This is a genomic window from Pseudomonas sp. UMAB-40 (genome assembly GCF_900095275.1).
Taxonomy (GTDB): Bacteria; Pseudomonadota; Gammaproteobacteria; order Pseudomonadales; family Pseudomonadaceae; genus Aquipseudomonas; species Aquipseudomonas mandelii_B.
Map to the genome: position 1 here is coordinate 82,686 of NZ_LT607571.1, position 25,148 is coordinate 107,833.

18 protein-coding genes are annotated in these 25,148 nt (G+C 60.2%); 8 read left to right on the plus strand and 10 right to left on the minus strand.

The features are described 5' to 3' along the window. Positions 1 to 75: 75 nt before the first annotated feature. Complete coding sequence (locus K0F88_RS25535) at positions 76 to 1,923, plus strand: sigma-54-dependent Fis family transcriptional regulator (RefSeq protein ID WP_219097058.1); 1,848 nt, start codon at positions 76 to 78, stop codon at positions 1,921 to 1,923. A gap of 215 nt (positions 1,924 to 2,138) precedes the next feature. On the opposite strand, the gene cysS is transcribed toward K0F88_RS25535, so the two are convergent. Together cysS and K0F88_RS25545 are read right to left on the minus strand one after the other, a co-directional pair. Continuing rightward, positions 2,139 to 3,521: a cysteine--tRNA ligase gene (gene cysS / locus K0F88_RS25540; protein ID WP_219097059.1), complete on the minus strand. Its 1,383-nt coding sequence runs from the start codon at positions 3,519 to 3,521 to the stop codon at positions 2,139 to 2,141. Positions 3,522 to 3,536: 15 nt separating this feature from the next. After that, positions 3,537 to 5,237, minus strand: a complete 1,701-nt coding sequence (locus K0F88_RS25545; RefSeq protein ID WP_219097060.1) for a glutamine--tRNA ligase/YqeY domain fusion protein — start codon at positions 5,235 to 5,237, stop codon at positions 3,537 to 3,539. Between the two features lie 260 nt (positions 5,238 to 5,497). Between K0F88_RS25545 and K0F88_RS25550 the strand changes: the two genes are divergently transcribed. Further along, the gene (locus K0F88_RS25550; RefSeq protein WP_219097061.1) at positions 5,498 to 6,004 is read left to right on the plus strand and encodes a peptidylprolyl isomerase; all 507 of its coding nucleotides are present in this window, start codon (positions 5,498 to 5,500) and stop codon (positions 6,002 to 6,004) included. Continuing rightward, positions 6,001 to 6,753: a UDP-2,3-diacylglucosamine diphosphatase gene (lpxH, locus tag K0F88_RS25555; RefSeq protein WP_219097062.1), complete on the plus strand. Its 753-nt coding sequence runs from the start codon at positions 6,001 to 6,003 to the stop codon at positions 6,751 to 6,753. Before K0F88_RS25550 ends, lpxH begins: the two co-directional genes overlap by 4 nt. 123 nt (positions 6,754 to 6,876) lie before the next feature. Here the strand turns inward: lpxH and K0F88_RS25560 are convergent, their stop codons facing one another. From K0F88_RS25560 to K0F88_RS25590, 7 genes are all read right to left on the minus strand, one after another. Further along, on the minus strand, positions 6,877 to 8,406 hold the full coding sequence (locus K0F88_RS25560; RefSeq protein ID WP_219097063.1) for a DHA2 family efflux MFS transporter permease subunit: 1,530 nt from the start codon (positions 8,404 to 8,406) through the stop codon (positions 6,877 to 6,879). A 165-nt stretch (positions 8,407 to 8,571) separates the two neighbouring features. Further along, the gene (locus K0F88_RS25565) at positions 8,572 to 9,774 is read right to left on the minus strand and encodes an efflux RND transporter periplasmic adaptor subunit (protein ID WP_219097064.1); all 1,203 of its coding nucleotides are present in this window, start codon (positions 9,772 to 9,774) and stop codon (positions 8,572 to 8,574) included. 15 nt (positions 9,775 to 9,789) lie between these two features. Further along, positions 9,790 to 11,259, minus strand: coding sequence for an efflux transporter outer membrane subunit (locus tag K0F88_RS25570; RefSeq protein ID WP_219097065.1), 1,470 nt, complete (start codon positions 11,257 to 11,259; stop codon positions 9,790 to 9,792). Further along, positions 11,256 to 11,729: a MarR family winged helix-turn-helix transcriptional regulator gene (locus K0F88_RS25575; protein ID WP_219097066.1), complete on the minus strand. Its 474-nt coding sequence runs from the start codon at positions 11,727 to 11,729 to the stop codon at positions 11,256 to 11,258. Before K0F88_RS25575 ends, K0F88_RS25570 begins: the two co-directional genes overlap by 4 nt. Positions 11,730 to 11,967: 238 nt before the next feature. Then, the gene (locus K0F88_RS25580) at positions 11,968 to 15,636 is read right to left on the minus strand and encodes a translocation/assembly module TamB domain-containing protein (protein ID WP_219097067.1); all 3,669 of its coding nucleotides are present in this window, start codon (positions 15,634 to 15,636) and stop codon (positions 11,968 to 11,970) included. Next, on the minus strand, positions 15,633 to 17,360 hold the full coding sequence (locus tag K0F88_RS25585; RefSeq protein WP_219097068.1) for an autotransporter assembly complex family protein: 1,728 nt from the start codon (positions 17,358 to 17,360) through the stop codon (positions 15,633 to 15,635). Before K0F88_RS25585 ends, K0F88_RS25580 begins: the two co-directional genes overlap by 4 nt. 65 nt (positions 17,361 to 17,425) lie before the next feature. Continuing rightward, entirely contained in the window at positions 17,426 to 18,076 is a 651-nt protein-coding gene (locus K0F88_RS25590) for an N-acetyltransferase (RefSeq protein ID WP_219097069.1), read from the minus strand. 315 nt (positions 18,077 to 18,391) lie between these two features. On the opposite strand from K0F88_RS25590, the gene xthA reads away from it, so the two are divergent. Continuing rightward, entirely contained in the window at positions 18,392 to 19,204 is an 813-nt protein-coding gene (gene xthA, locus K0F88_RS25595; RefSeq protein WP_219097070.1) for an exodeoxyribonuclease III, read from the plus strand. A 130-nt stretch (positions 19,205 to 19,334) separates the two neighbouring features. Further along, positions 19,335 to 20,675 carry a substrate-binding domain-containing protein gene (locus K0F88_RS25600; protein ID WP_219097071.1) on the plus strand — a complete coding sequence of 447 codons (1,341 nt, stop codon included), beginning with the start codon at positions 19,335 to 19,337 and terminating at the stop codon, positions 20,673 to 20,675. Between the two features lie 118 nt (positions 20,676 to 20,793). Here K0F88_RS25600 and K0F88_RS25605 read toward each other — a convergent pair whose 3' ends face one another. Then, the gene (locus tag K0F88_RS25605) at positions 20,794 to 22,023 is read right to left on the minus strand and encodes an acyl-CoA dehydrogenase (protein ID WP_219097072.1); all 1,230 of its coding nucleotides are present in this window, start codon (positions 22,021 to 22,023) and stop codon (positions 20,794 to 20,796) included. Between the two features lie 175 nt (positions 22,024 to 22,198). Between K0F88_RS25605 and K0F88_RS25610 the strand changes: the two genes are divergently transcribed. The 3 genes from K0F88_RS25610 to K0F88_RS25620 all read left to right on the plus strand — a co-directional run bounded on the left by K0F88_RS25610 (position 22,199) and on the right by K0F88_RS25620 (position 24,756). Next, positions 22,199 to 23,128 (plus strand): LysR family transcriptional regulator, encoded by a 930-nt coding sequence (locus K0F88_RS25610; RefSeq protein WP_008148497.1) that lies wholly within the window; start codon positions 22,199 to 22,201, stop codon positions 23,126 to 23,128. Between the two features lie 179 nt (positions 23,129 to 23,307). Next, positions 23,308 to 23,709 carry a MerR family DNA-binding transcriptional regulator gene (locus K0F88_RS25615; RefSeq protein WP_219097073.1) on the plus strand — a complete coding sequence of 134 codons (402 nt, stop codon included), beginning with the start codon at positions 23,308 to 23,310 and terminating at the stop codon, positions 23,707 to 23,709. A 147-nt stretch (positions 23,710 to 23,856) separates the two neighbouring features. Continuing rightward, positions 23,857 to 24,756, plus strand: a complete 900-nt coding sequence (locus K0F88_RS25620) for a hydroxymethylglutaryl-CoA lyase (RefSeq protein WP_219097075.1) — start codon at positions 23,857 to 23,859, stop codon at positions 24,754 to 24,756. The last annotated feature ends 392 nt before the right edge of the window (positions 24,757 to 25,148 follow it).

A 25,148-nucleotide genomic window follows, 5' to 3' on the forward strand; every position in this document is an offset into this window, starting at 1 on the left:
CCAGAACCATCACGTGAGAAATTCACGTGATGTGCAAAACCCATAAAAATAATAAATGCTCAGAGATCGACTGCCATGGCCGTACCCGCCTCGCCGCTCTCCCACGACACCATCATCCAGGACTCCTGGTCCCGTTGTCGCGCGTTCGGCCTCAACCATCAAAGCGCCCCGGCATTCGATCAACTGCCCGCCGATGGCATCGCCCAGTTGCTGGAGAGCCAGCATTCCCTGGTGCAAACCACCCACCAGGAAGTCCTGCCGTATTACGAAAACATCCTGAGCAATTCCAACTGCCTGATCATGCTCGCCGACAATCAGGGCCAGGTGTTGACGTCCTGGGGCACCCAACGCTTTATCGAGCCGAGTCTGACCCGCGGTTTCAGCGCCGGCGCCAGTTGGATGGAACGTTGCAGCGGCACCAATGCGATCGGCACCGCGCTGGCCTGCGAGCAGGCAGTGCACATCGAGCACGATGAACACTTCCTCAAGGCCAACCGCTTCATGACCGGTTCCGCCGCGCCGATTTTCGATGCCGAGCGCAAGGTGATCGCGGTGCTGGACGTGTCCAGCGACAGCTACCTGCCGCCGTCCCACACCCTCGGCATGGTCAAGATGATGAGCCAGACCGTGGAAAACCGGCTGATCCTCAACCTCTTTCACGGCCAGCACTTTCAACTGACCTTCAACACCGGCCTGAATAACCTCGACAGCCAATGGGCCGGTTTGCTGATCTTCGATGAAACCGGCCAGGTGCTGTCGGCGAATCGCCGGGCTGACAATCTGCTGGGCATCAGCCTGTCGCGGGTCAGCGTCGAGAGCCTGTTCAAGGTGTCGTTGCTGGAACTGCTGAACCAGCCCGATGGCCTGCCCTTCGCCCTGCAAGCCTCGGGGCGCAACCGTTTTCAATGCCTGTTGAAACGGCCGAAACAGGTGCCGATTCAGGCTCGCCTGTTTTCTGAAACCAAGCGCGCAGAACCTGCTGCGGCCGCGCCCGCTGCGATCAGCCTCAATACCTTGCATTTCGGCGACAGTCGCGTGGAAAAAGCCGTGCGCCAGGCCGAGCGTTTGCTGGAGAAAGACATTCCGCTGTTGATCCACGGTGAAACCGGGGTCGGCAAGGAAGTCTTCGTCAAAGCCCTGCATCAAGCCAGTTCTCGGAGCAAACAGCCATTCATCGCCGTCAACTGTGCAGCGATCCCCGCCGAACTGGTGGAATCCGAGCTGTTTGGCTACGAGAAAGGCGCGTTCACCGGTGCCAATCAGAAAGGCAGCATCGGACTGATCCGCAAGGCCGACAAAGGCACCCTGTTCCTCGATGAAATCGGCGACATGCCACTTCCGACACAAGCCCGTCTGTTAAGGGTTTTGCAGGAACGTTGCGTGCAACCGGTGGGCAGTAGCGAGTTGTTCCCGGTGGACATCCGCATCATCTCGGCGACCAACCGCTCGTTGCGTGAGCAAGTGCAGTTGGGGCGGTTTCGCGAAGACCTTTATTACCGCATCGGCGGTTTGACCCTGGAGTTGCCGCCGCTGCGGGAACGCAGTGACAAACAGGCGCTGTTCAAACGTATATGGGAACAGCATCGCGAGCCGTCGCAGTGGGCCGGGTTGAGCCGTGAGGTGATGGAGTTGTTCGGCCGTCATCCGTGGCCGGGGAATTTAAGGCAGGTCAGCAGCGTGATGCAGGTAGCGCTGGCCATGGCCGAAGAACAACCGGTGCGGCCGGAGCATTTGCCGGATGATTTTTTTGTCGATCTGGAGCTGGAGCCGGTGGATTCGCCGGAACCGTTGGCGGTGGATTTGAATGATGCCGAGGATTTGAATCGGTTATTGCAGGCGGCTGGAGGCAATATCTCGCACCTCGCCCGGCGTCTTGGGGTGAGCCGGAATACCCTTTACAAGCGATTGCGCCAGGCTGAGTAATTGAGTGAACTGCGGTGATGGTGTTCGGCTTGAGACCATCGCGGGCAATCCCGCTCCCACAGGGTTTTGTGTCGTCCACAAAATCGGAAGCCACCACCATCACTGTGGGAGCGGGCTTGCCCGCGATGGGTCCAGCCGGGGCAGCGCTGCACTTGCTCCTACCCACAAACAAAAACCCGCACAAGGCGGGTTTTGTTTTGTAGCGGATAACGCTGTCAGTCAGCCAACCGCCAGGTCGTGCCGCCCTTCCCGTCTTCCAGTACCACGCCCATGGCGGTGAGCTGGTCGCGGATACGGTCGGATTCCGCCCAGTCCTTGCCAGCACGTGCCGCCAAACGCGCAGCAATCAGCGCATCAACCTCTGCCGCATCCACCCGCCCTTCAGCGCCGGCCTGCAAGAAGTCATCGGCCTCAAGCTGCAACACGCCCAGCACGCTGGCCAGTTCCTTCAAGCGCGCCGCCAGACCCGCCGCTGCATCGAGATCGCTCTCGCGCAGACGGTTGATCTCGCGCACCATCTCGAACAGCACCGCGCAGGCTTCCGGCGTACCGAAGTCGTCGTTCATCACCTGGGTGAAACGCTCGACAAAGGCTTCGCCGCCGGCCGGCGCCACGTTCGGCAGGCCTTTCAACGCATGGTAGAAACGCTCGAGTGCGCCTTTGGCGTCCTTGAGGTTGTCTTCCGAATAGTTGATCGCGCTGCGGTAGTGGCTCGACACCAGCAGGTAACGCACGACTTCCGGGTGGTACTTTTCCAGCACGTCGCGAATGGTGAAGAAGTTGTTCAAGGACTTGGACATCTTCTCGCCATTGATGCGAATCATGCCGCAATGCATCCACGCGTTGGCGTAGGTCTTGCCGGTGGCCGCTTCGCTCTGGGCGATTTCGTTTTCGTGGTGCGGGAACTCGAGGTCGCTGCCGCCGCCATGAATGTCGAAGGTCTCGCCGAGGCAGCAGGTCGACATCACCGAGCACTCGATGTGCCAGCCCGGACGACCGTCGCCCCACGGCGATGGCCAGCTCGGCTCGCCCGGCTTGGCGCCTTTCCACAGCACGAAGTCCAGCGGATCCTGTTTCGACTCGTCGACTTCGATCCGTGCACCGATGCGCAGGTCTTCGATCTTCTTGCGCGACAGCTTGCCGTAGCCCATGAACTTGGCGACGCGGTAGTACACGTCGCCATTGCCCGGTGCGTAGGCGTAACCCTTGTCGATCAGGGTCTGGATCATGGTCTGCATGCCAGCGATGTGATCGGTGGCTCGCGGTTCCATGTCCGGCTTGAGGATATTGAGGCGCGCCTCGTCCTCGTGCATCGCGGTGATCATGCGTTCGGTCAACACGTCGAACGGCTCGCCGTTCTCCTTGGCCCGATTGATGATCTTGTCTTCAATGTCGGTGATGTTGCGCACATACGTCAGGTTATAACCGCTGAAACGCAACCAGCGGGTCACCAGGTCGAACGCGACCATGCTGCGGCCGTGGCCAATGTGGCAGTAGTCGTACACGGTCATCCCGCAGACGTACATGCGCACATTGTTGCCATCCAGCGGCTTGAAGACTTCTTTGCTCTTGGTGAGCGTGTTGTAGATCGTAAGCACTTTATGTTCCTTGAATCACTGGCCCCACGAATCACGCAAGGTCACGGTACGGTTGAATACCGGAGCACCGGGTTTCGAGTCCTTGATATCCGCGCAGAAGTAACCTTCGCGCTCGAACTGGAAACGGTCTTCCGGCTGTGCGTTGCCCAGCGAGGGTTCAGCACGACAACCGGTGAGGACTTGCAGCGAATCAGGGTTGATGTTGTCCAGGAAACTGGCGCTGTCTTCGGCCTTCTCAGGGTTGGCCGAACGGAACAGGCGATCGTACAAGCGCACTTCGCATTCGACGCTGGCCGCAGCCGGCACCCAGTGAACCACGCCTTTGACCTTGCGGCCTTCAGGGTTTTTGCCCAATGTTTCCGGGTCATACGAGCAACGCAGTTCGACGATGTTGCCATCGGCGTCCTTGATCGCTTCGTCGGCGCGGATCACGTAGCTGCCGCGCAGACGCACTTCGCCGTTCGGCTCCAGGCGCTTGTAGCCTTTTGGCGGCTCTTCCATGAAGTCATCGTGGTCGATGTAGATTTCACGGGCGAACGGCAGCTTGCGCACGCCCAGTTCTTCTTTCTGCGGATGACGCGGCAGTTCGAGGTTCTCGACCTGGTCTTCCGGGTAGTTGGTGATCACCACCTTCAACGGACGCAGCACGCACATCGCGCGCGGAGCGTTCTGGTCCAGATCCTGACGGATGCTGAACTCGAGCATGCCGAAATCGACCACGCCGTCAGAACGGTTGGTGCCAACCATGTCGCAGAAATTGCGGATCGACGCAGGCGTGTAACCACGGCGGCGGAAGCCGGACAGCGTGGACATGCGCGGATCGTCCCAGCCGAACACATGCTTTTCATCGACCAGTTGCTTGAGCTTGCGCTTGCTGGTGATCGTGTAGTTCAGGTTCAGGCGGCTGAACTCGTACTGACGCGGGTTCGCCGGGACCGGCAGGTTCTCGAGGAACCACTCGTACAGCGGCCGATGGCTTTCGAACTCCAGGGTGCAGATCGAGTGGGTGATGCCTTCGATGGCGTCCGACTGACCGTGGGTGAAGTCGTAGTTCGGGTAGATGCACCACTTGTCGCCGGTCTGGTGGTGGTGAGCGTGACGGATGCGGTACATGATCGGGTCGCGCAGGTTCATGTTCGGCGAGGCCATGTCGATCTTGGCTCGCAGCACACGTGCGCCGTCCGGGAACTCGCCGGCACGCATGCGGGCGAACCAGTCGAGGTTTTCTTCCACGGAGCGATCACGGAACGGGCTGTTCTTGCCCGGCTCGGTCAGGGTGCCGCGGTATTCCTTGGCCTGTTCCGGGCTCAGGTCATCGACGTAGGCCTTGCCGGCCTTGATCAGCTCGACGGCCCAATCGTGCAACTGGTCGAAATACTGCGAGGCATAGCGCACTTCGCCGGACCATTCAAAGCCCAGCCATTTGACGTCGCTTTCGATCGCGTCGATGTATTCCTGGTCTTCCTTGGCCGGGTTAGTGTCGTCGAAACGCAGGTGCGTGACGCCGCCAAATTCCTGGGCCAGGCCGAAGTTCACGCAAATCGACTTGGCGTGACCGATGTGCAGGTAACCGTTGGGCTCAGGCGGGAAACGGGTGACGATCTGCGTGTGCTTACCCGAGTCCAGGTCCGCCTGGATGATCGGGCGCAGGAAATTGACCGGCACGGCAGGGCCGGTCTTGGAATTCGAGGTAGGGTCGACAGTGGGCTTGCTCATAGGATCCTTGAACGTACAAGTGCGCGGCCAGTTGGCCAAATCAAAGCGGCTGTTAAAACAAAGGGGCTTATCATAGCCGATGCCGTCAAGTCGCTGACAGAGCAGGCCCGAAAACGGTTGCATTTAATCGGATGCAAATGAAAAACAGCCTCGAAATTCGCGCCCGGCACGCTAAACTGCGCACCTTGGCCGAATTTGGCCGGACCGGTTGAGGGCTTCAACGCCCCGAAACCCACGAATTATTAGAAAGAGTACCGATCATGACCCAAGTCAAACTGACCACCAACCATGGCGACATCGTCCTGGAACTGAACGCCGAGAAAGCCCCGACTACCGTGGCCAACTTCATCGAGTACGTCAAAGCCGGTCACTACGAAAACACCGTTTTCCACCGCGTCATCGGTAACTTCATGATCCAGGGCGGCGGTTTCGAGCCAGGCATGAAAGAAAAGAAAGACAAGCGCCCAAGCATCCAGAACGAAGCCGACAACGGCCTGCCGAACGACAAATACACCGTCGCCATGGCCCGCACCATGGAGCCGCATTCGGCTTCCGCCCAGTTCTTCATCAACGTGGCTGACAACAGCTTCCTGAACCACAGCGCCAAGACCACTCAGGGCTGGGGCTACGCCGTGTTCGCCAAAGTCGTTGAAGGCACCGACGTTGTCGACAAGATCAAAGGTGTTTCCACCACCATGAAAGGCGGCCACCAGGACGTGCCAGCAGAAGACGTGATCATCGAGAAAGCCGAGATCATCGAAGCGTGATACTGCTGATTTCAGACTTGCATCTGGAAGAGGAGCGCCCGGACATCACCCGGGCGTTTCTGGATTTGCTCGCCGGACGCGCCCGCTCGGCGAGTGCGCTGTACATTCTGGGCGACTTTTTCGAGGCGTGGATTGGCGACGATGCCATGACGCCGTTCCAGCGTTCCATCTGCCAGGCCCTGCGCACTCTTAGCGACAGCGGCACGGCCATATTTCTGATGCACGGCAATCGCGACTTCATGCTCGGCCAGGCCTTTTGCAAACAGGCCGGCTGCACGTTATTGAAGGACCCGAGTGTCGTGCAGTTCAACGGCGAGCCGGTGCTCTTGATGCACGGCGACAGCCTCTGCACCCGCGACGAAGCTTATATGAAGCTGCGTCGTTACCTGCGTAATCCGATCACCCTGTTCATCCTGCGGCACCTGCCCTTGCGCACGCGGCATAAACTGGCGCGCAAGCTGCGCAGCGAAAGCCGGACGCAGACGCGGATGAAGGCCAATGACATTGTCGATGTCACGCCGGAAGAAGTGCCGCGGATCATGCAGGAATACGGCGTGAAGACCTTGATCCATGGGCACACCCATCGCCCGGCTATTCACAAATTGCAGATTGGCGAACAAGCAGCCAAACGCATTGTGCTGGGGGATTGGGACCGTCAGGGCTGGGCGTTGCAGGTGGATGAGCAAGGGTTTGCCCTCGCCCCCTTCGACTTCGCCCCGCCGCCACAACTCGCAGCCCCCACGATCTAACTGCCGGACACAAGAACCTGTGGGAGCGGGCTTGCCCGCGATAGCGGAATCACATTCAACAACTTTTTTGACTGATCCACCGCCATCGCGGGCAAGCCCGCTCCCACAGGGTTTGTGGTTGGCTCAATGGCCGGAGGCCGCAGGCCCCGCCTTCGCCGCAAACGGCGGTTTCGCCAGCCACACAATCACGATCAAGCCCATGAATGCCCACCCCAGCAACGTGAAATAATCCACGGTGGACAGCATGTAGGCCTGACTGGTCAGCACATGATCCAGCTGCGCATACGCTGGATTGCTCGGTCCGCCCAGCGCATTCAGTGCCTCGCGGGTCGCGGGCTCATAAGTGCTGATGCTTTCACTCATGTAGGCGTGATGCTGATCCGCCCGACGAATCCAGATCCACGTGGTCAGCGATGCCGCAAAACTGCCGCCCAAGGTCCGCAGAAACGTTGCCAGACCCGCGCCATCGGCAATCTGGCTTGGTGGCAGGTCCGACATCAGGATGCTCAAGGTCGGCATAAAGAACAGCGCCACGCCAATGCCCATGAACAGCTGCACGAGGGCGATGTGCTGGAAGTCCACTTCATTAGTGAACCCGGCGCGCATGAAGCAGCTCAGGCCAATCGCCAGAAACGCCAGGCCAGCCAGCAGCCGCAGGTCGAACTTGTGCGCATACTTGCCGACAAACGGCGACATCAGCACCGGCAGGATCCCGATGGGTGCCACCGCCAGCCCCGCCCACGTCGCCGTGTACCCCATCTGGGTTTGCAGCCATTGCGGCAGGATCAGGTTGATGCCGAAGAACCCGGCGTAACCCAACACCAGCACGATGGTGCCGATGCGGAAGTTGCGGTAAGCGAACAGCCGCAGGTTGACCACGGGGTGTTTATCGGTCATTTCCCAGATCACGAACACGGCCAGCGCGATCACTGAAATCGCCGCGCCGATGAGGATGAAGTTCGACTCGAACCAATCGAGGTCATTGCCCTTGTCGAGGATCACCTGCAACGCGCCGACACCAATGATCAGCGTGATCAAACCCACGTAATCCATCGGCTGACGACTGGTTTCCACCGGACGCGCCTTGAGTTGCTGGCGCACCACCATCACCGCAAAGATGCCGATCGGCACGTTGATAAAAAAGATCCACGGCCAGCTATAACTGTCGGTAATCCAGCCGCCGAGGATGGGACCTGCAATCGGCGCGACCACCGTGACCATCGCCAGCAACGCCAGGGCCATGCCGCGCCTGGCGGGTGGATAGACCGCTATCAGCAGCGTCTGGGTCATTGGGTACAACGGCCCCGCCACCAGGCCTTGCAACACCCGGAAGCCAATCAGCTCGGGCATCGAGGTCGAGATACCGCAGAGAAACGAGGCCAGCACAAACAGAATCGTCGCCCAGAGAAACAGCTTCACCTCACCGAAACGCCGACTGAGCCAACCGGTCAGCGGCAGCGCAATCGCATTGCTCACCGCAAACGAAGTGATCACCCAGGTGCCCTGCTCCGAACTCACGCCCAGGTTGCCGGAAATCGTCGGCAGCGCCACGTTGGCGATGGTGGTGTCGAGCACTTGCATGAAAGTCGCCAGCGACAGGCCGATGGTGCTGAGCAGCAGGCTGGGCGGCGTGAAAGACGCGTTATTGCTCATTGTGAATCCCTTGAAGCTGGGCAGGCGCGGCGCCTTTCAAAGGGTGCCGCTGACCTTGTGGGAGCGAGCTTGCTCGCAATAGCGGTGGATCAATCAACAAAGATGTTGAATGCAAATCCGCCATCGCGAGCAAGCTCGCTCCCACAGGACCGGTGTGATGGCGAATCAGCGCTGGACGGTTTTGCTGACCGCCGCGCTGTTGTCGTGGATCAACTGAGTGATCATCGCGTCGGCCTCGGCCAGCTGACGGTCGTAGACGTTGGTGCTGAACGAAGCTTTTTGCGGCGGCTGTTGCGCCAGCACCGGGCCGCTCTGGTCGTGCAGGTTCACATCGACCTGAGTCGACAGGCCGACCCGCAACGGGTGCTTGGCCAGTTCTTCGGCGTTGATGTGAATCCGCACGGGCACCCGTTGCACGATCTTGATCCAGTTACCGGTGGCGTTCTGCGCCGGTAGCAAGGCAAACGCGCTGCCGGTACCAGCGCCGAGGCTGTCGATGGTGCCGCTGAATTTCACGTCGCTGCCGTAGAGGTCGGCTTCGATGTCCACCGGTTGACCGATGCGCATGTCGCGCAGCTGGGTTTCCTTGAAGTTGGCGTCGATCCACAGCTGATCCAGAGGAATAACCGCCATCAACGCGGTGCCCGGCTGGACGCGCTGGCCCAGTTGCACGGAACGTTTAGCCACGTACCCGGTAACGGGTGCGATCAAGGTGCTGCGGGAATTGTTCAGATAGGCCTGACGCAATTGCGCAGCCGCCGCCATCACGTCCGGATGCGACGAGACCACGGTATCATCCACCAGCGCGCTGGTGGTTTTCAGTTGCTGTTTGGCGTTGGCCAGGGCGTTTTGCGCCGAGGTCAGGTCGTCGCGAGCATGGGACAGTTCTTCCTGGGAAATCGCACCGCCAGCGGCAAGGTTTTTCCGGCGATTGAAGTTGTCCTGGGCCTTTTGCACTTCAGCCTGCTGGGCGTTGACCTGGGCTTTCATGCCATCGACGTTGCTGTACAGGCCGCGCACCTGGCGCACAGTGCGGGCCAGGTTGGCCTGGGCACTTTGCAGACCGACCTGGGCGTCGTTCGGGTCGAAGTTGATCAGCACCTGGCCTTCATGGACCAGGTCGCCATCATCGGCGCCGATGCTGACCACGGTACCGGTCACCAGCGGGGTGATTTCCACCACGTTGCCGTTCACATAGGCGTCGTCGGTGCTTTCATTCCAGCGCCCGTAGAATTCGTGATACCCCCAGACGCCGACACCGGCGAGGATCACCACGATCGCGAGCATCACCAGCATGATTTTGCGTTTGCGCGGGTTGCTGGTGTCTTGAGCGTTGTCAGGGGTTTGGGTGTTTTCTGCAGTGGCCATGACCAATACCTTGAATTAATTGTGCTGCGTGGCTGGGAGTGCGTTGGCTGCGGTCAGGGTTTCGCCCTGGAAGCCGCCGCCCAGCGCCTGCATCAGTTGGATCGACAGGTCGATCTGCTCGGCATTCAGGTTGGCCAACTGACGCTGGGCCTGGAGCAATTGCTGCTCGATGCTGAGCACATCCAGGTAGTTACCGATGCCGGAACCGTACCGCTGGACCACGGTGTTGTAAGAATCCTGCGCAATGTCGGTGGCGTGCTGCTGCGCCCCGATCTGCCGGCCGATGTCGCGCAACTGGTTGATGGTGTCGCTGACGTCGCCCAGGGCTTTCACCAGGCTTTTGTTGTACTGCGCCACCGCGAGGTCGTAATCGGCGTCGCGGGAATCGAGGTCGGCGCGCAGGCGGCCACCGTCGAAAATCGGCACCGAGATCGTCGGCGAAACGTTGAAGAAACGGCTTGCCGACCCAAACATCGCATCACCCAGCAGCGACTCGGCACCGGCTGCGGCGCTCAGGTTGAGGTTGGGGTAGAACTGGGTTTTACCGGCGGCGATGTTCTTGCTCGCTGCCTCGACTCGCCAGCGTGCGGCCACCAGGTCGGGACGACGACCGAGCAACTCGGCCGGCAACACCGATGGCAGCGCCACGGCGCTGGCTTGCAGGATCTTCGGCCGGGCGATTTCATTGCCACGATCCGGGCCTTTGCCGAGCAGTACCGCCAAGGCGATTTTTGCGCTTTGCAGGCGTTTTTCGGCGTCGATCAGGCTGGCTTCGGAGCTGGCTTCCAGGCTTTCGGTTTGCTGGAACTGGTATTGGCTGTCGATCCCCGAGCTCAGGCGGCGTTGGCTCAGGTCGAGCATTTGCCTGGTGCGTTTGAGGTCTTCATTGGCCAGGTCATAGACGATGTGCGCCTGGCCCAGGTCGCTGTAGGCCCGGGCGACGTCGGCGGACAAGGTCAACTGCGCAGCCTGCTGATCGACTTCCGCCGCACGGGCCTCGCCCAATGCCGCCTCCCACGCATCACGCTGACCGCCCCAGAGATCGAAGTTGTAATTGAAACTGGCACCGATATTACGCACGGTTGAGTACGCATCACCCTCGCCCCTCGGGTCTTGATCGCGGGCCAGGCGCGAACGGCTGACGCCGGCGCTGGCATCGAGGGTCGGCATCCGCGCGGCATCGGCGGCATACGCAGCGGCGCTGGCCTGGTGAGCGCGAGCGTCGGCGATCTGCATGTCGGGGCTGTCGTGCAGCGCTTCGCGGATCAAGCCGTCGAGTTGCGGATCGCCAAGGCTTTTCCACCAATCGCTTTTTGGCCAGGCCGCAGGCGACAAGGTCACGCCGCTCAGGGATTGCCCGGCCTTGAGGGATTTCGCATCGAGGCTTTTACCTTCAGTGGTCAGGCCGCTGTAACTGGCGCAACCGGCCAGTGTCATGGCCGCCAGCACCAGGCTCAGGCCGGCACGCAGGGTTTTACTGCTCATTGGTCACCTACCCGCAGCAAGGTGATCGAGTCACCGGCTGCTACCAGCATTTTCTTGAGAATCTGCTCCAGGGTTTTCAGTTCTTCCGGGGTGATCGCGCCGGCCAGCTCATTCATGGCGTCGGCGCCGATTTCCGGCAGGCGGTCAGTCAATTGCTGGCCTTGCTCGGTCAGCACCAGTTGCACCTGACGGCGATCCGCCTCGGAACGTTGGCGGGCGAGGAAACCTTTCTGTTCCAGACGATCGAGCATGCGGGTCATCGAACCGCTGTCCAGCGACAGGTGACGGCACAGCTCGGCCGGGGTATCGACGCCGAACTGGGCCATGATGATCAGCACTTTGAACTGCGCGGCGGTGATGCCGTGGGGCTCCATGTGCGTGTCGATGATCCGGTCCTTGAGCAGCGCAGCGCGCCCGAGCAGGAGGCCGAGATGGCAGGTGTGGAATGCGTCCGGGGTGAAATGTTTCATCTGACCACCAATTAGCTGCCTAGGCAGAGAATGTATGACGAGATGTTACTGCCTAGGCAGCGAATGTCAACGTAATAGTTAGGTTGCTTGCTATTTGACTGATAAATGGCGATGGATTTGCGGTGACGCATCTGACGCCATCGCAAGCAAGCTCGCTCCCACAGGGATCACACTGAACCTTGTGGGAGCGAGCTTGCCCGCGATTGGGCCGACTCGGTCTTTTTGAAGGAACGCGGGCTTAGAAATCCCGCTTGTAGAAGATATCCAGCGAACTGGCCACGCCGCCGGCGGCTTCGAGGTAGACCTTCTTGCTCAGTTTGTAGCGCAAGGCGATGGTGTTGGCCGGCTCGAACACGCCCACGCCATAACGCAGGCTGAGCTTCTCGGAGATATTGCCGCTGGCCACGACGCTGGTGGTGTTGCCGCTGCCTTGGGTGTCGAGCTGGAAGTCCTGAATCCCCAGGTCGTTGGCCAGTTTGCCGGTCACCCCCGAGCTGCCCATCAAGCCCAACCCGAGCGCCGCCTGGGCCAACATGTTGTTGTCTTCACCGTTAGTGCTCAACGGGCGCCCCAGCACCAGATAGGACAAGGCCTGTTCCTGGCTCATGGCCGGTTCGGAGAAAATCTGCGTAGTCGGCTGCTCGGCGCTGCCGCTGAGGCGAATGCCGGCGATCACGTCGTCAGTCTGGCGAATGGCTTCGATGTCCAGATACGGCTGGTCAATCGGGCCGGCGAACAGCAGCCGTGCACGGCGCACCGTCAGACGCTGGCCATAGGCTCGATAACGCCCATCGTTGAGCCAGAGCTCGCCGCGGGTGTCCATGTTGTCGCCGATGTGCACATGACCTTGCAGGTTGGCGGTCAGGCCAAACCCGGCAAAACTGAGTTTGTCCTCACCCACCACCACATCGATGTCCATCTTCATGGCCAGCGGCGGCTTGCCCTCCTCGGTCTGCTGGCCGACGATCACCGTGTCATCGGAGACCTTGACCGTCGACGGCGGCAACTCGCGCACGGTGATTTCGCCCTTGGGCACCTGCACTTTGCCGGCGATCGCCAGTTGGTCGTCCTTCATCGAGATCTTCAGGTCCGGCGCCACTTCCAGCTTGGCGTAGGGTTCGACGGTGACGGGCAATTGCGAGCCCTTGAGCGTCAGGTCCACCACCAGCGCCTGCCCCCAGGCGATGTGGCCGTTGAGACTGCCCTGCCCGCTCTTGCCGCTTTTCCAGCCGCCGCTCAACTGAACCGTTTCGCCGGCGATCTGCGCTTGTAGCTGCAAGCCCTGCAACTCCATCGGCAATTCAGGCCCGGACACTTCGCCGTCGCTGAGCAGCAGATTGCCGTTCACCTGCGGCGCCAGCAGATCACCGGAAAGCGTGCCGCTGCCGTTCAAACGCCCGGTGAGCTTCTCGACCATCGGCACAAACGGCCGCGCCACCGACAGATCCAGCCCACTGAGACGGAACGACCCCGTGAGCGGTTTGTTTTTCGGCAGCGGATTGATTTGCGCCTGCACCATCAGTTCGCCGAGCTTGCCGCCGACGAAGTTGAGGTCGGTGTCGATGCGTTTGGGCGTGAGTTTGCTGGTGAGTTTCAGGGTCTGGTACGGGAAGTCCAGCCACTGGTCCTTCTCCTTCATGCGCAACGTGCCGCCGCTGGCATCGACGCTGATCTGGCCGTTCGGGCCACTGGCCGGCAGGTCCAGTTGCAGGTCGGCGTTGAGTTTCCCCTTCCAGGCAAAATCCTTCGGCAACCATTGCGCGAGGCTTTCAATCGGGAATTGCTTGAGGTGATAACGCAGCTTCGGTTCCGGCATCAGACGCTGGTCTTCGCCGCACAGACTGGCCGCGCCGGACATCCAGCAATGGGCGCCGAAATTGATCTTGCCGTCCGCCAGCCGCTCAAGCTTCGCCGGGCCTTGCAGTTTCCAATCCTGGCCGCCGGCCTGGATATCACCGCTGGCCAGACGTCCGCGCCAGTTGCCCTTGTCCAGCGCACCGTCAAGGCCGAGCGCCAGTTTCAGCTTCGGTCCTTGCAGGTTGAGGGCGAGTTTCTGGTTCTTGATATCGCCCTGACCAGTGGCGGTCAGCGTTCCCAAGGACGTGTCACCGGCCTGGATGCCGCTGCCCTTGAGGTCGATTTTTGCCCGTTGCGCGCCGTCGAGGGTCGCGTCCAGATTCAGGCTTTGCAGGCGATTGTCTTCGAAAGCCAGTTGCGTGCCTTGCAACCCGAGCTTGCCTTGCGGCGCCTTGAGCGTGCCGGCGACATCGAGGCGACCGTTGAGCTGACCGCGCAGTTGCGGCCAGAGCTGGGCCAGGCGTGGCAGCTTGATGTCGATCTGGCCGGCGAGCTTCTGTTGCAGGCTGCCCTTGCCGTTGATGCTGTTGTCACCGAGGCGGATTTGCAGCGCGTTGAGGTTCCATTGCTCGCCGCCGCCGTCGGCCTTGGCCTGGATCACCGCCGGTTGCCCGCGCAGTTTGCCTTTCAGGTCCAGGTCGGCACTCAGGCTGAGCTTCTCATTCTTCATTTCGCCTGTGCTGCGCAACGGCCCGGCCAACGTGCCCGGCAACTCCGCGACCCAATACGCCGGGTTGATCGCCGAGAGGTCGAGCGCGGTGTCCCAGGCAATGCCATCAGCAAACTGCAGGTTCAGATGCCCCACGGCCTTGCCCTGCCCGGCTTCGAGTTGAATCTGTTGCAGATAGATTTTCGTCAGGTCGCCGCTGAACGGGCTTTCGAGGCTGAACGCACCGGCGGGACCATCGAGTGCCGATGTGAAGTGACCGATGTATTTTCCGTCGGTGTAGGAGACTTCACCGTTGAAGCTGCGCAACGCCACTTCGGGCTCATCGATCAGTGGATAAAGGCTGTGCCACGGAAAATCCAGCCAGTCGATCTTCGCATCGGCGCTCAGGCCTTTGCTCCAGTCGAGGTTGCCGGTGAGTTTCAGGCTTTGCTTGTCGTTGGCGGTCAGGTCGAGGGCGGCAATCTGCGCGCCGTTGGCGTCGACCTTGCCTTGCAGCAACAACGCAATCGGGCCTTTTTCTGCGGGCAGCGTGGCTTTGCCGAGCAACTGGTAGCCGTTTTTCAGGTCGCCATCGCCGGTGAGTTCCAGTTGATTGAGTTGCAAGGTGTCCGGCAGGTCGGCGCTGGGTTTGAAACTGTCGGCGGTGATCCGTACTTTCGCCGGAAGGTTGTCCACCAGCGGTTGCAGTTCACCGGTCAGTTGTCCGTTCAGGTAACCGCTGCTGTCGGCTTTCAGGTTCAGGGTTTTCAGCAGGTCGCCGTCCACCTTCAGCGCCAGGCTCCAAGGCTCGGGGGCCGGCAGGGTCAACGTGCCTTGGGCCTTGAGCGGCCAGTTGCCGCTGGGTTGCAGCAGGCCTGAAAGGTTCAAGCTCAAATCGTCACGCTGCAACTTCACCGAGTCGATCTGCATGCCCTGTGCGGTCCAGTGCGCAGCCAGTTGCAGGCCTTTGAGTTCTTCGCTGCCGTTGAACAGCAGGCTGCCGATCTGGACGTCGCCCAACTCGATGGCCAACGGTAACTTCAGCTCCGGGAGCTCGATATCGCCGCTGCTGTCTTCATCGCTACCCGGTGGAAATTGCAGGCTGACCTGATCGACCTTCAATTGCTCGATGCACAAGGTCATGCGCGTCAGGCACAGCGGCGACCAGGCGAATATCGGTTGGCTCAGCTCAACCCGACTGGTGTCCTGCTGCCACAACAGATGATCGGCACTCCACTGCCCGCCCAGTCGGCCCTGGAAATTCTCCACGGTCAGGCCCGGCACCAGGCCGAGCGCCCAACGGCTGCCCGTCGCGGTGCCCAGCACCGAGGTCACGGCCAGTACAACCAGCATCAGCAGCGCCAGAATCGCCAGCAGCGTTATTTTCAAACCACGCTTCACAGCTCGGGCCCCATGGAAAAGTGCAGTCGAATGCCGCCGTCGTCGTCCATCGCGTGAGCCAGGTCGAGGCGAATGGGCCCCACCGGGGAAACCCAGCGCACGCCGATGCCCACGCCGGTCTTCAGGTTCGGCAGTTCGAGTGTATTAAAGGAGTTGCCTTGGTCAACGAAGGTCGCGACCCGCCATTTTTCAGCGACGGAGTACTGATATTCGACGCTGCCGGCAACCATGTAGCGGCCACCGATGCGGTCGCCCTCGGAGTTCTCCGGGGACAGGCTTTGATAGTCGTAGCCGCGCACGCTCTGATCGCCACCGGCGAAGAAGCGCAACGACGGCGGTATTGACTTGTAGCCGTTGGTGGCGCTGCCGCCGACCTGCACCCGACCGAGGAAACGGTGCTTGTCGAAGACCGTGGTCAAGCCTTTGACCAGCGCGGTGCCGTAGACCAGGTTGTTGTCCGAACCCAAGCCTTCCTTGGCCACTTTGGTCTCGAATTCCAGGCGATAGCCGTTGTGCGGGTCGATGCGGTTGTCGCTTTTCAAGTAGGAATAATTGACGCCGGGCATCAGCAATGTGCTGAGTCCCGAATCATCGCCGAGCCGGTATTCCTCGCGTTGCCACTTGAGCGACACCACCCGCTGCCAACCGCTGGGCAACTTGCTGTGCCATTCGGGGCCGAGGGTCAGGAGTTTGCTGAGAGAATCCTTATCGGCGATTTCTTCGTTTTGATAACCGCCGGCGAAGCGCAATTTGTCGGTCAGCGGCGGGTCCAGGGGGATGTCGTAGAACACCCCGACGTTCTGCCGTGGCGCCGAGATTTCGGTCTCCCAGCCATAGCTGTGCCCCTGCGGATTGACCCAGTGCCGTGTCCAGTTGGCCTTGATCCGGGGGCCGACGTCGGTGGAATACCCCAGCCCCAGGCCCATGGTCCGTGGCTTGCGGGTTTCGAGCTTGACGTCGACCGGGATCACATCGTTCTTCGACGCCGTGGGTGCCGCATCCACCCGCACGCTTTCGAAATAGCCGCTCGATTGCATCGCCTGATTAAGCTCGGCGATCAGTTCGGAGTCGTAAGGCGCACCTTCCTTGAACGGCACCATGCGCCGCAGCAAGTCTTCGTCGAATGGCGTGTCGCCCTCGAAACTGACCTTGCCCAAGGCGTAACGCGGGCCGCTTTCATAGACCAGGTCGATGTCGGCGACGCCGGCGCGGGGGTCCACCGACAACGTCTGATGAGTGAAGTGGCCGCTGAAGAAGCCATAGCGCGAAGCCTGGTTCTGGATCAGTTTCTTGGCGTCTTCATAAAGGCCATGGTTCAGCACCGCGCCGGTTTTAAGTGCAGCGCTTTTGGGGACACGAAAGGCTTTGAGGGAGGCCGCCGGGCCGTCGATGCGAATTGTGACGTTGCGCAAATGCACCGGCTCGCCGGGATCGATGTTGAGTATCAGGCGCGGTGTCTTGCCGCCCTTCACGTCGCTGTCGATCTGCGGCTGGTAATAACCCAGGGCCTGGGCAGCTTTGCGCGCCTGTTCTTCGGCGCCACGACTGAAGCGCAGCAAGGCTTCTTCGTCACGGTCGCCGAGGCTGCCGATATAGCCCTCTATATTGGCTTTCAGTTCATCGTTGGACGGTTTGATCCGCACATCCAATTCACTTTGCGCCAGTGCCGCGCAGCTGGTGAACAGCATCAGCACGCCACTGGTAAATCTTCCTGGAAACTTCATAGGCGCGGATGCTATCACGAGCTTGGGAGCGTGATAGAGCCTGGCGTGGCGTGAAAGTTCTACCGTTATGCCGTTGCTGCTTGTAACACCTGGGGATTGGCGTGGAAAAACACGTGTTCGCGGATCGGTCCGACGGCGACCTCGCCAATTTCCTCATAGCCCTGACGCTTGTAAAACTCCAGATAACGCGGGTTCCCGGTATCAAGCATCACGCCCTGGGAGGTTTCATCCACAGCGCACCAGTTATGCACCGCTTGCAGCAGTTGCTCGCCGAAGTGCTTGCCCTGGAACTGCGGATAAATCCCCAGCAACGGCAGGACATGCACCGAGTCGGACGGTACGCAGGCCGCCACGGCGGCGTGGTAATCGAGGTAGCGACGGGTGCAACGAAAACCGGTGCTGAGCACCATGCGCAAACGCCAGGCCCAGCTTTCAGTGATGCCCAGGCGACGTTGTGGCGGGGCGATCAACGCGATGCCGATCAGGCGGTCGTTGACCAGCAGGCCGATGGCCGGCAGATCCTGAAGAAAGTGTTGTTTGACCAGTTCGCGCACCGTCGCCCGCACACGGTGTTCATAGCCGGGACGTTCGGCCTCGAACAGGTAGCCGAAGGTCGGTTCGTGCCGGTAAGCGTGGTAAAGCAGGGAGCGCGCTTCGTGGGCGTAGCCGCTGTCGAGCATGTGGATATCGGCAATGGCGGTCGAGGTTTCGGGCATAACGGTAGATCTCCCCGGGGCGCCACTCAAAATGGCGGCGCTCTTATTGGTACGAGCCTACAAGTGTCGGCACAGTTCCTTGTTGATTCGAATCAGTGCTAATGCATAAGCCGTCTTCGCGAGCAGGTCGAATCGTCGCACCGTCGCTCCCACAAAGGTATAGACCAGACTCATGACCTGTGGGAGCGAGCTTGCTCGCGAAGAGGCCATCACTGCCCATACGGATCTGACAGAACGAAGTGAATCCCCTCACCTCAACACTGGCCCGATTCCTACAGGTCAGCTAGCATCGCCCTTTTGCCAGGACTGCCGACCATGAAGATCGTCTCCTTCAACATCAACGGGCTGCGCGCTCGCCCGCATCAGCTGGCGGCGCTGATCGACAAGCACCAGCCAGACGTGATCGGGCTGCAGGAAACCAAGGTTCACGACGACCAATTCCCGCTGGCCGAGGTTCAGGCGCTGGGTTATCTCGTGTATTTCCACGGGCAGAAAGGCCATTACGGCGTCGCCCTGCTCTCGCGCAAAGAACCGATTGCATTGCATAAAGGGTTCGCCACCGACGAAGAAGACGCCCAGCGGCGCTTTATCTGGGGCACGTTTGCCGACGCCAATGGCGTGCCGGTGACCATCATGAATGGCTATTTCCCACAGGGCGAAAGCCGCGATCATCCGACCAAGTTCCCGGCCAAGGAGCGTTTCTACGGCGACCTGCAGCAGTTGCTGGAAAGCCAGTTCAGCAATGAACAGCCGGTGGTGGTGATGGGCGACGTGAACATTTCCCCGGAAGACTGCGACATCGGGATCGGCCCGGACAACATGAAACGCTGGCTGAAAACCGGCAAATGCAGCTTCCTGCCGGAAGAACGCGAGTGGATGGCCCGCTTGAAGAACTGGGGTCTGGTAGACAGTTTTCGTCACTTGAACCCGGACGTGGCCGACCGTTTCAGTTGGTTCGACTACCGCAGCCGCGGCTTCGAGGACGAACCCAAGCGCGGACTGCGGATTGACCTGATCATGGCGTCCCATGGGTTGTTGCCACGGGTGAAGGATGCGGGCGTTGACTACGAACTGCGCGGGATGGAAAAACCATCGGATCATGCGCCGATCTGGCTTGAGTTGAGCTGATCCTCTCGACTTCGACATAAATAAACTGTGGGAGCGGGACAGTTCGCTCCCACATTTAGCAACTGTCATCTTTCGGACATCTTACTGACTTAATCTCCCGGCACTTCCTTTGGCCAGATAAGGTGCCGGCATGACGCTGCGCAGATTATTCCTGTTGATGCTGTGCGCCTTGTTGCCCTTCACGGCCTCGGCGGGCGATCTGCCGGTTCCCGAAAACGGCCCGGTCCTGCGCATCCAGGGTTCCAACACCATCGGCGCTGCCCTGGGGCCGGCGCTGGTCGAGGGGCTGATGCGCGAACAGGGCCTGCTCAAGGTTCACAGCGAAGTCCCCGATACAGCCAACGAACAACGCATCGTCGGCGAAACCGTTCAGGGACGCCGGGTGGTGGTGGACGTTGCGGCCCATGGTTCCAGCACCGGTTTCAGCGCCTTGAAAACCGCGTCCGCCGATCTCGCCGCCTCTTCGCGCCCGATCAAGGACAGCGAACGGGCAGACCTCAAGTCGTTGGGTGACCTCAAAAGCCCCGGCGCCGAGCAGGTCATTGCCATCGACGGACTGGCGATCATCCTTCATCCGCAAAATCCGCTGAACCAACTCGACACCGAACAACTGGCGCGAATTTTCAGCGGTGAGGCAAAAACCTGGGAAGAACTCGGCGGCCGTGGTGGGACGATTCACCTGTATGCGCGGGATGATCAGTCGGGCACCTACGACACTTTCAAGGAATTGGTCCTCAGTCGCCGTGGGAAAACACTGAATAACGCCGCGAAACGCTTCGAATCCAGCGAACAATTGTCCGACGCTGTCAGCCAGGATCCGCAAGGCATTGGCTTTATCGGCTTGCCTTACGTGCGCCAGGCCAAAGCCGTCGCGATTGCCGATGGCCAATCCCAAGCCATGTTGCCGCTCAATAGCCTGATTGCCACGGAGGATTACCCGCTGTCAAGGCGGCTGTTCTTTTACCTGCCGCCCAACGGGAAAAATCCATGGGCGCAAGCGCTGGTGGCCTTCGCGCAAAGCAGCAAAGGCCAGGCGATTGTCGCGGACAACGGCTTTGTTGCGCAGACCGTGCAGGCCATGAGCGTCACGCCGAACGCCTTGATGCCCGAGGGTTATCAGGCACTCAGCCGCCACGCCCAGCGGTTGTCGGTGAATTTCCGTTTCGAGGAAGGCAGCGCGACGCTCGACAACAAGGCCCGACAAGACTTGTCACGGGTGCTCGACTATATAAAGCAGCGCGGCAAAACCAATCGGCAGGTGACGCTGGTGGGGTTTGGTGATGCCAAGAGCGATCCGGCGCGTGCCGATCTGTTATCGAAGCTGCGGGCCATGGCGGTGCGGCGGGAATTGGTGAAAAGCGGCGTGGTGTTTCGCGAGATTCGCGGTTTTGGCGCCGAGATGCCGGTGGCGGCGAATAGCGTGGATGAGGGGCGGATCAAGAATCGGCGGGTTGAGGTTTGGGTGTATTGAGTCAGATGTTGCCGTGGTTAATGGGCTGACGCCATCGCGGGCAAGCCCGGCCCCCACAGGATTGCACTGAACCTGTGGGAGCCGGGCTTGCCCGCGATGAACGATAACGCGGTGTCTGTTATTGCCCGCTACGCATCATCTCTTTCGGCACGTACTTGCCGATCTCGAATTTACCGATCGCCGCGCGGTGCACTTCGTCCGGGCCGTCGGCCAGGCGCAGGGTGCGTTGCATCGCATACATGTAGGCCAGTGGGAAATCATTGGAAACCCCTGCCCCGCCATGCATCTGGATAGCCCGGTCGATCACCCGCAACGCCACGTTCGGCGCGACGACTTTGATCTGCGCAATCTCGCTCTTCGCCACCTTATTACCGACGGTGTCCATCATGTACGCCGCTTTCAACGTCAGCAGGCGTGCCATGTCAATTTCCATCCGCGAGTCGGCGATCTTATCGATGTTGCCGCCCAGGCGTGCCAGCGGTTTACCGAACGCGGTACGGTTCACCGCACGTTTGCACATCAATTCCAGCGCACGTTCGGCCATGCCGATCGAGCGCATGCAGTGGTGAATCCGGCCAGGGCCAAGGCGACCCTGGGCGATTTCAAAGCCGCGTCCTTCGCCCAGCAGGACGTTTTCATACGGCACGCGAACGTTTTCAAACAGCACTTCGGCGTGGCCGTGAGGTGCGTCGTCGTAGCCGAACACCGGCAGCGGACGAACGATCTTCACGCCCGGGGCATCCACCGGCACCAGGATCATCGAGTGCTGGGCGTGGCGCGGCGCGTCAGGATTGCTCAGGCCCATGAAGATCAAAATCTTGCAGCGCGGATCGCAGGCGCCTGAGGTCCACCATTTTTTACCGTTGATCACCCACTCGTCGCCGTCACGCACAGCGCGGGCAGCCATGTTGGTGGCGTCGGACGAAGCGACGTCCGGTTCGGTCATGGCAAACGCCGAGCGGATCTCCCCACGCAGCAGCGGTTCGAGCCAGCGTTGCTTTTGCTCTTCGTTGGCGTAACGCACCAGCACTTCCATGTTGCCGGTGTCCGGTGCGGAGCAGTTGAAGGGCTCAGGACCGAGCAGCGAGCGGCCCATGATTTCCGCCAGTGGCGCGTATTCGAGGTTGGTCAGGCCGGCACCGAGCTCGGACTCAGGCAGAAACAAATTCCACAACCCTTCAGCCTTGGCCTTGAGCTTGAGCTCTTCCATGATTGCGGTCGGCTGCCAGCGATCGCCTTCGGCGACCTGGCGCTCGAACACGGCTTCGGCGGGATAAACGTAGGTATCCATGAACGCGGTCACGCGCTCACGCAGTTCTTGCACCTTGGGCGAATAAGCGAAATCCATGGGCAGCTCTACCTTTTTGACTGGGTTCAGAGGAGTTGTTCAGGTCATGCAATCGATGCTAGAACAGCTACGAAAATTTACCTAGCCTATTCTCGGCGTGTATTAACATTCATCACCGATATATGATCGGGTGATTATCAAGGCCAAAAACGCCCTACAACAAGAGAGCCGCGTAATGAATCTGAGCAAGGTCGACCTCAACCTTTTCATCGTCTTCGACGCGATCTACACCGAAGCCAACCTGACCCGTGCCGGGCAGATTGTCGGCATTACTCAGCCAGCCGTCTCGAACGCTCTGGCCCGCCTGCGCGAGACCTTCAACGACCCGTTGTTCGTGCGCACCGCGCAAGGCATGGTGCCGACGCCGATGGCGCAGAACATCATAGGGCCGGTGCGTAACGCCCTCTCCCTGCTGCGAGTGTCGGTGCAGGAAAGCCGGATTTTCAACCCGCTGCAAGCGGTCAAGACGTATCGCATCAGCATGACCGACCTGACCGAAGCGGTAATTTTGCCGCCGCTGTTCCAGCGCCTGCGCCGCCTGGCGCCGACGGTGATCATCGAAAGCTTTCTGTCCAAACGCCGCGAGACCACCAAGGAACTGGCGGCCGGGCGACTGGATTTCGCCGTGGATGCGCCGCTCAACACCGACCCGCAGGTGCGTCACGTCAAGTTGATGGAAGACCGTTATGTCTGTGCCATGCGCAAGGGGCATCCGCTGGCGGGCAAGGAAAAATTCACCCTCGATGACTATCTGTCGCTGACCCACATTCATATCTCCAGCCGTCGCAGCGGCCTGGGCCATGTCGACCTGGCCCTGGGGAAAATGGGCATCCAGCGCAAGATTGCCCTGCGGTCCCAGCATTACCTGATGGCCTCGCAAGTGTTGCAGCAGACCGACATGGTCATGACCGTGCCGGAGCGCTTCGCCCGTCGTCATGACCTGTATTCGGTGAACCTGCCGGTAAACGACGTGCCGCCGGTGGAAACTCACCTCTACTGGCACGAAAGCACTGACCAGGACCCGGCCAACCGCTGGATGCGCGAACAGATGATCGAGTTGTGCCAGCAAGTGACGGCGCATGAGAAGAAGCTCGACAAGGTGTAAGACTTGTTACCGCGTTATCGTTCATCGCGAGCAGGCTCGCTCCCACAGGGATCTGCGCCGTACTGCAGGAGCGAGGCTTGCGCGCGAAGAGGCCAGTGATATCAATGAAGATCCATGCCCCTTGACGTAAACGTCAACCTGACATTAGCTTAGCGCCATGACCTTCTTCGAGCGCTTCCATGAGCAGCCAGACCTATAGCATTTCCGACCTCGCCCGCGAGCTCGACATCACCACCCGGGCCATTCGCTTTTATGAAGAGCAAGGCCTGCTCAGTCCTGAGCGCCGTGGTCAGGAACGCGTGTATACGCCCCGTGACAAGGTCAGCCTGAAGCTGATCCTGCGGGGCAAGCGCATTGGCTTCTCCCTGGCCGAGTGCCGCGAGCTGATCGAGCTCTACGACCCCACCGGCGGCAATCAGAAACAGCTGCAAACCATGTTGAACAAGATCGCCGAGCGCCGCGAACAACTGGAGCAGCAGATGCTCGACATCGAGCAGATGAAGCTCGAACTGGACACGGCGCAGGAGCGCTGCACCCAGGCGTTGGAGCAGACGATCAAGAGCCAGGAAGTGGTTCAGTAAGTCCACGCAGTCCCCTGTGGGAGCGAGCTTGCTCGCGATGGCGGACTGTCAGCCAACATCAATTTTGAATGTCACGCCCTCATCGCGAGCAAGCTCGCTCCCACAGGGTTTTCTGAACATTCAGACAGTTAGCACAGGTCGATTCCCATGTCCCTACCCACCCACGTACGCCTGGTCGAAGTCGGCCCTCGCGATGGTCTGCAAAACGAACCCCAACCCATCAGCGTTGCGGACAAGGTGCAACTGGTCGACGCGCTGACCGCTGCGGGCCTTGGCTATATCGAAGTCGGCAGTTTCGTTTCGCCCAAATGGGTGCCGCAAATGGCCGGTTCCGCCGACGTCTTTGCGCAGATCCAGCGCAAACCGGGCGTGACCTATGGCGCACTCGCCCCCAACCTGCGCGGGTTTGAGGATGCAATCGCGGCCGGGGTCAAGGAAGTCGCGGTGTTCGCCGCGGCCTCCGAAGCGTTTTCCCAACGCAACATCAATTGCTCGATCAGCGAAAGCCTGGCGCGCTTCGTGCCGATCATGGACGCCGCCAAACAACACGGCGTCAGCGTGCGCGGTTACGTGTCCTGCGTGTTGGGTTGCCCTTACGAAGGTCACGTCGCGCCCGAACAAGTCGCCCGCGTCGCCCGCGAGCTCTACGCCATGGGCTGCTACGAAGTCTCCCTGGGCGACACCATCGGCACCGGCACCGCCGGCGCGACCCGCACGATGTTCGATGTGGTCTCGGCTGTTGTGCCGCGTGAAAAACTGGCCGGGCACTTCCACGACACCTATGGCCAGGCCATGGCCAACATCTACGCCAGCCTGCTGGAAGGTATCGCGGTGTTCGACAGCTCCATCGCCGGCCTCGGCGGTTGCCCTTACGCCAAGGGCGCCAGCGGTAACGTCGCCACCGAAGACGTGGTTTACCTGCTCAACGGCCTCGGTATAGAGACCGGTATTGATCTGGACGCTCTGATTTTGGCCGGCCAGCAGATTTGCTCCGTGCTGGGGCGACCGACCGGCTCGCGCGTGGCCAAGGCTCGCAGCGCACAGTGAGGCGTGCGGGTGTTACCGCTACGTCTGAAACGTGGGGCACAAGCGAGTAACACGGAAACAAATTGTCTGGTTTTGTCTGAACGAAAAATCTGACAAAAACATAACTTGTTGATTTTCAACGTATTTTTAAAGTTGGCACGGCTTCTGCTATCTCTACTGCATAACAAGAACAAAAAAAGCGGCAAACCTAATAAAAATAAGACGTAACGACTCTGACATAACAAAAACAACACGGCAGAGACGCAGCTAACAGATTTTTTTGGAGAGGATGTGCTTTTCAGGGTGCTTTTCAGGGTGCTTTTCGGAGTAACCCGCAACCGGGCAGAGAACAATAAAACTACTTTCAGGTAGCTCCCGAACTGGTTGGATCGCTCAGCGAAAAAGCAGGTCAG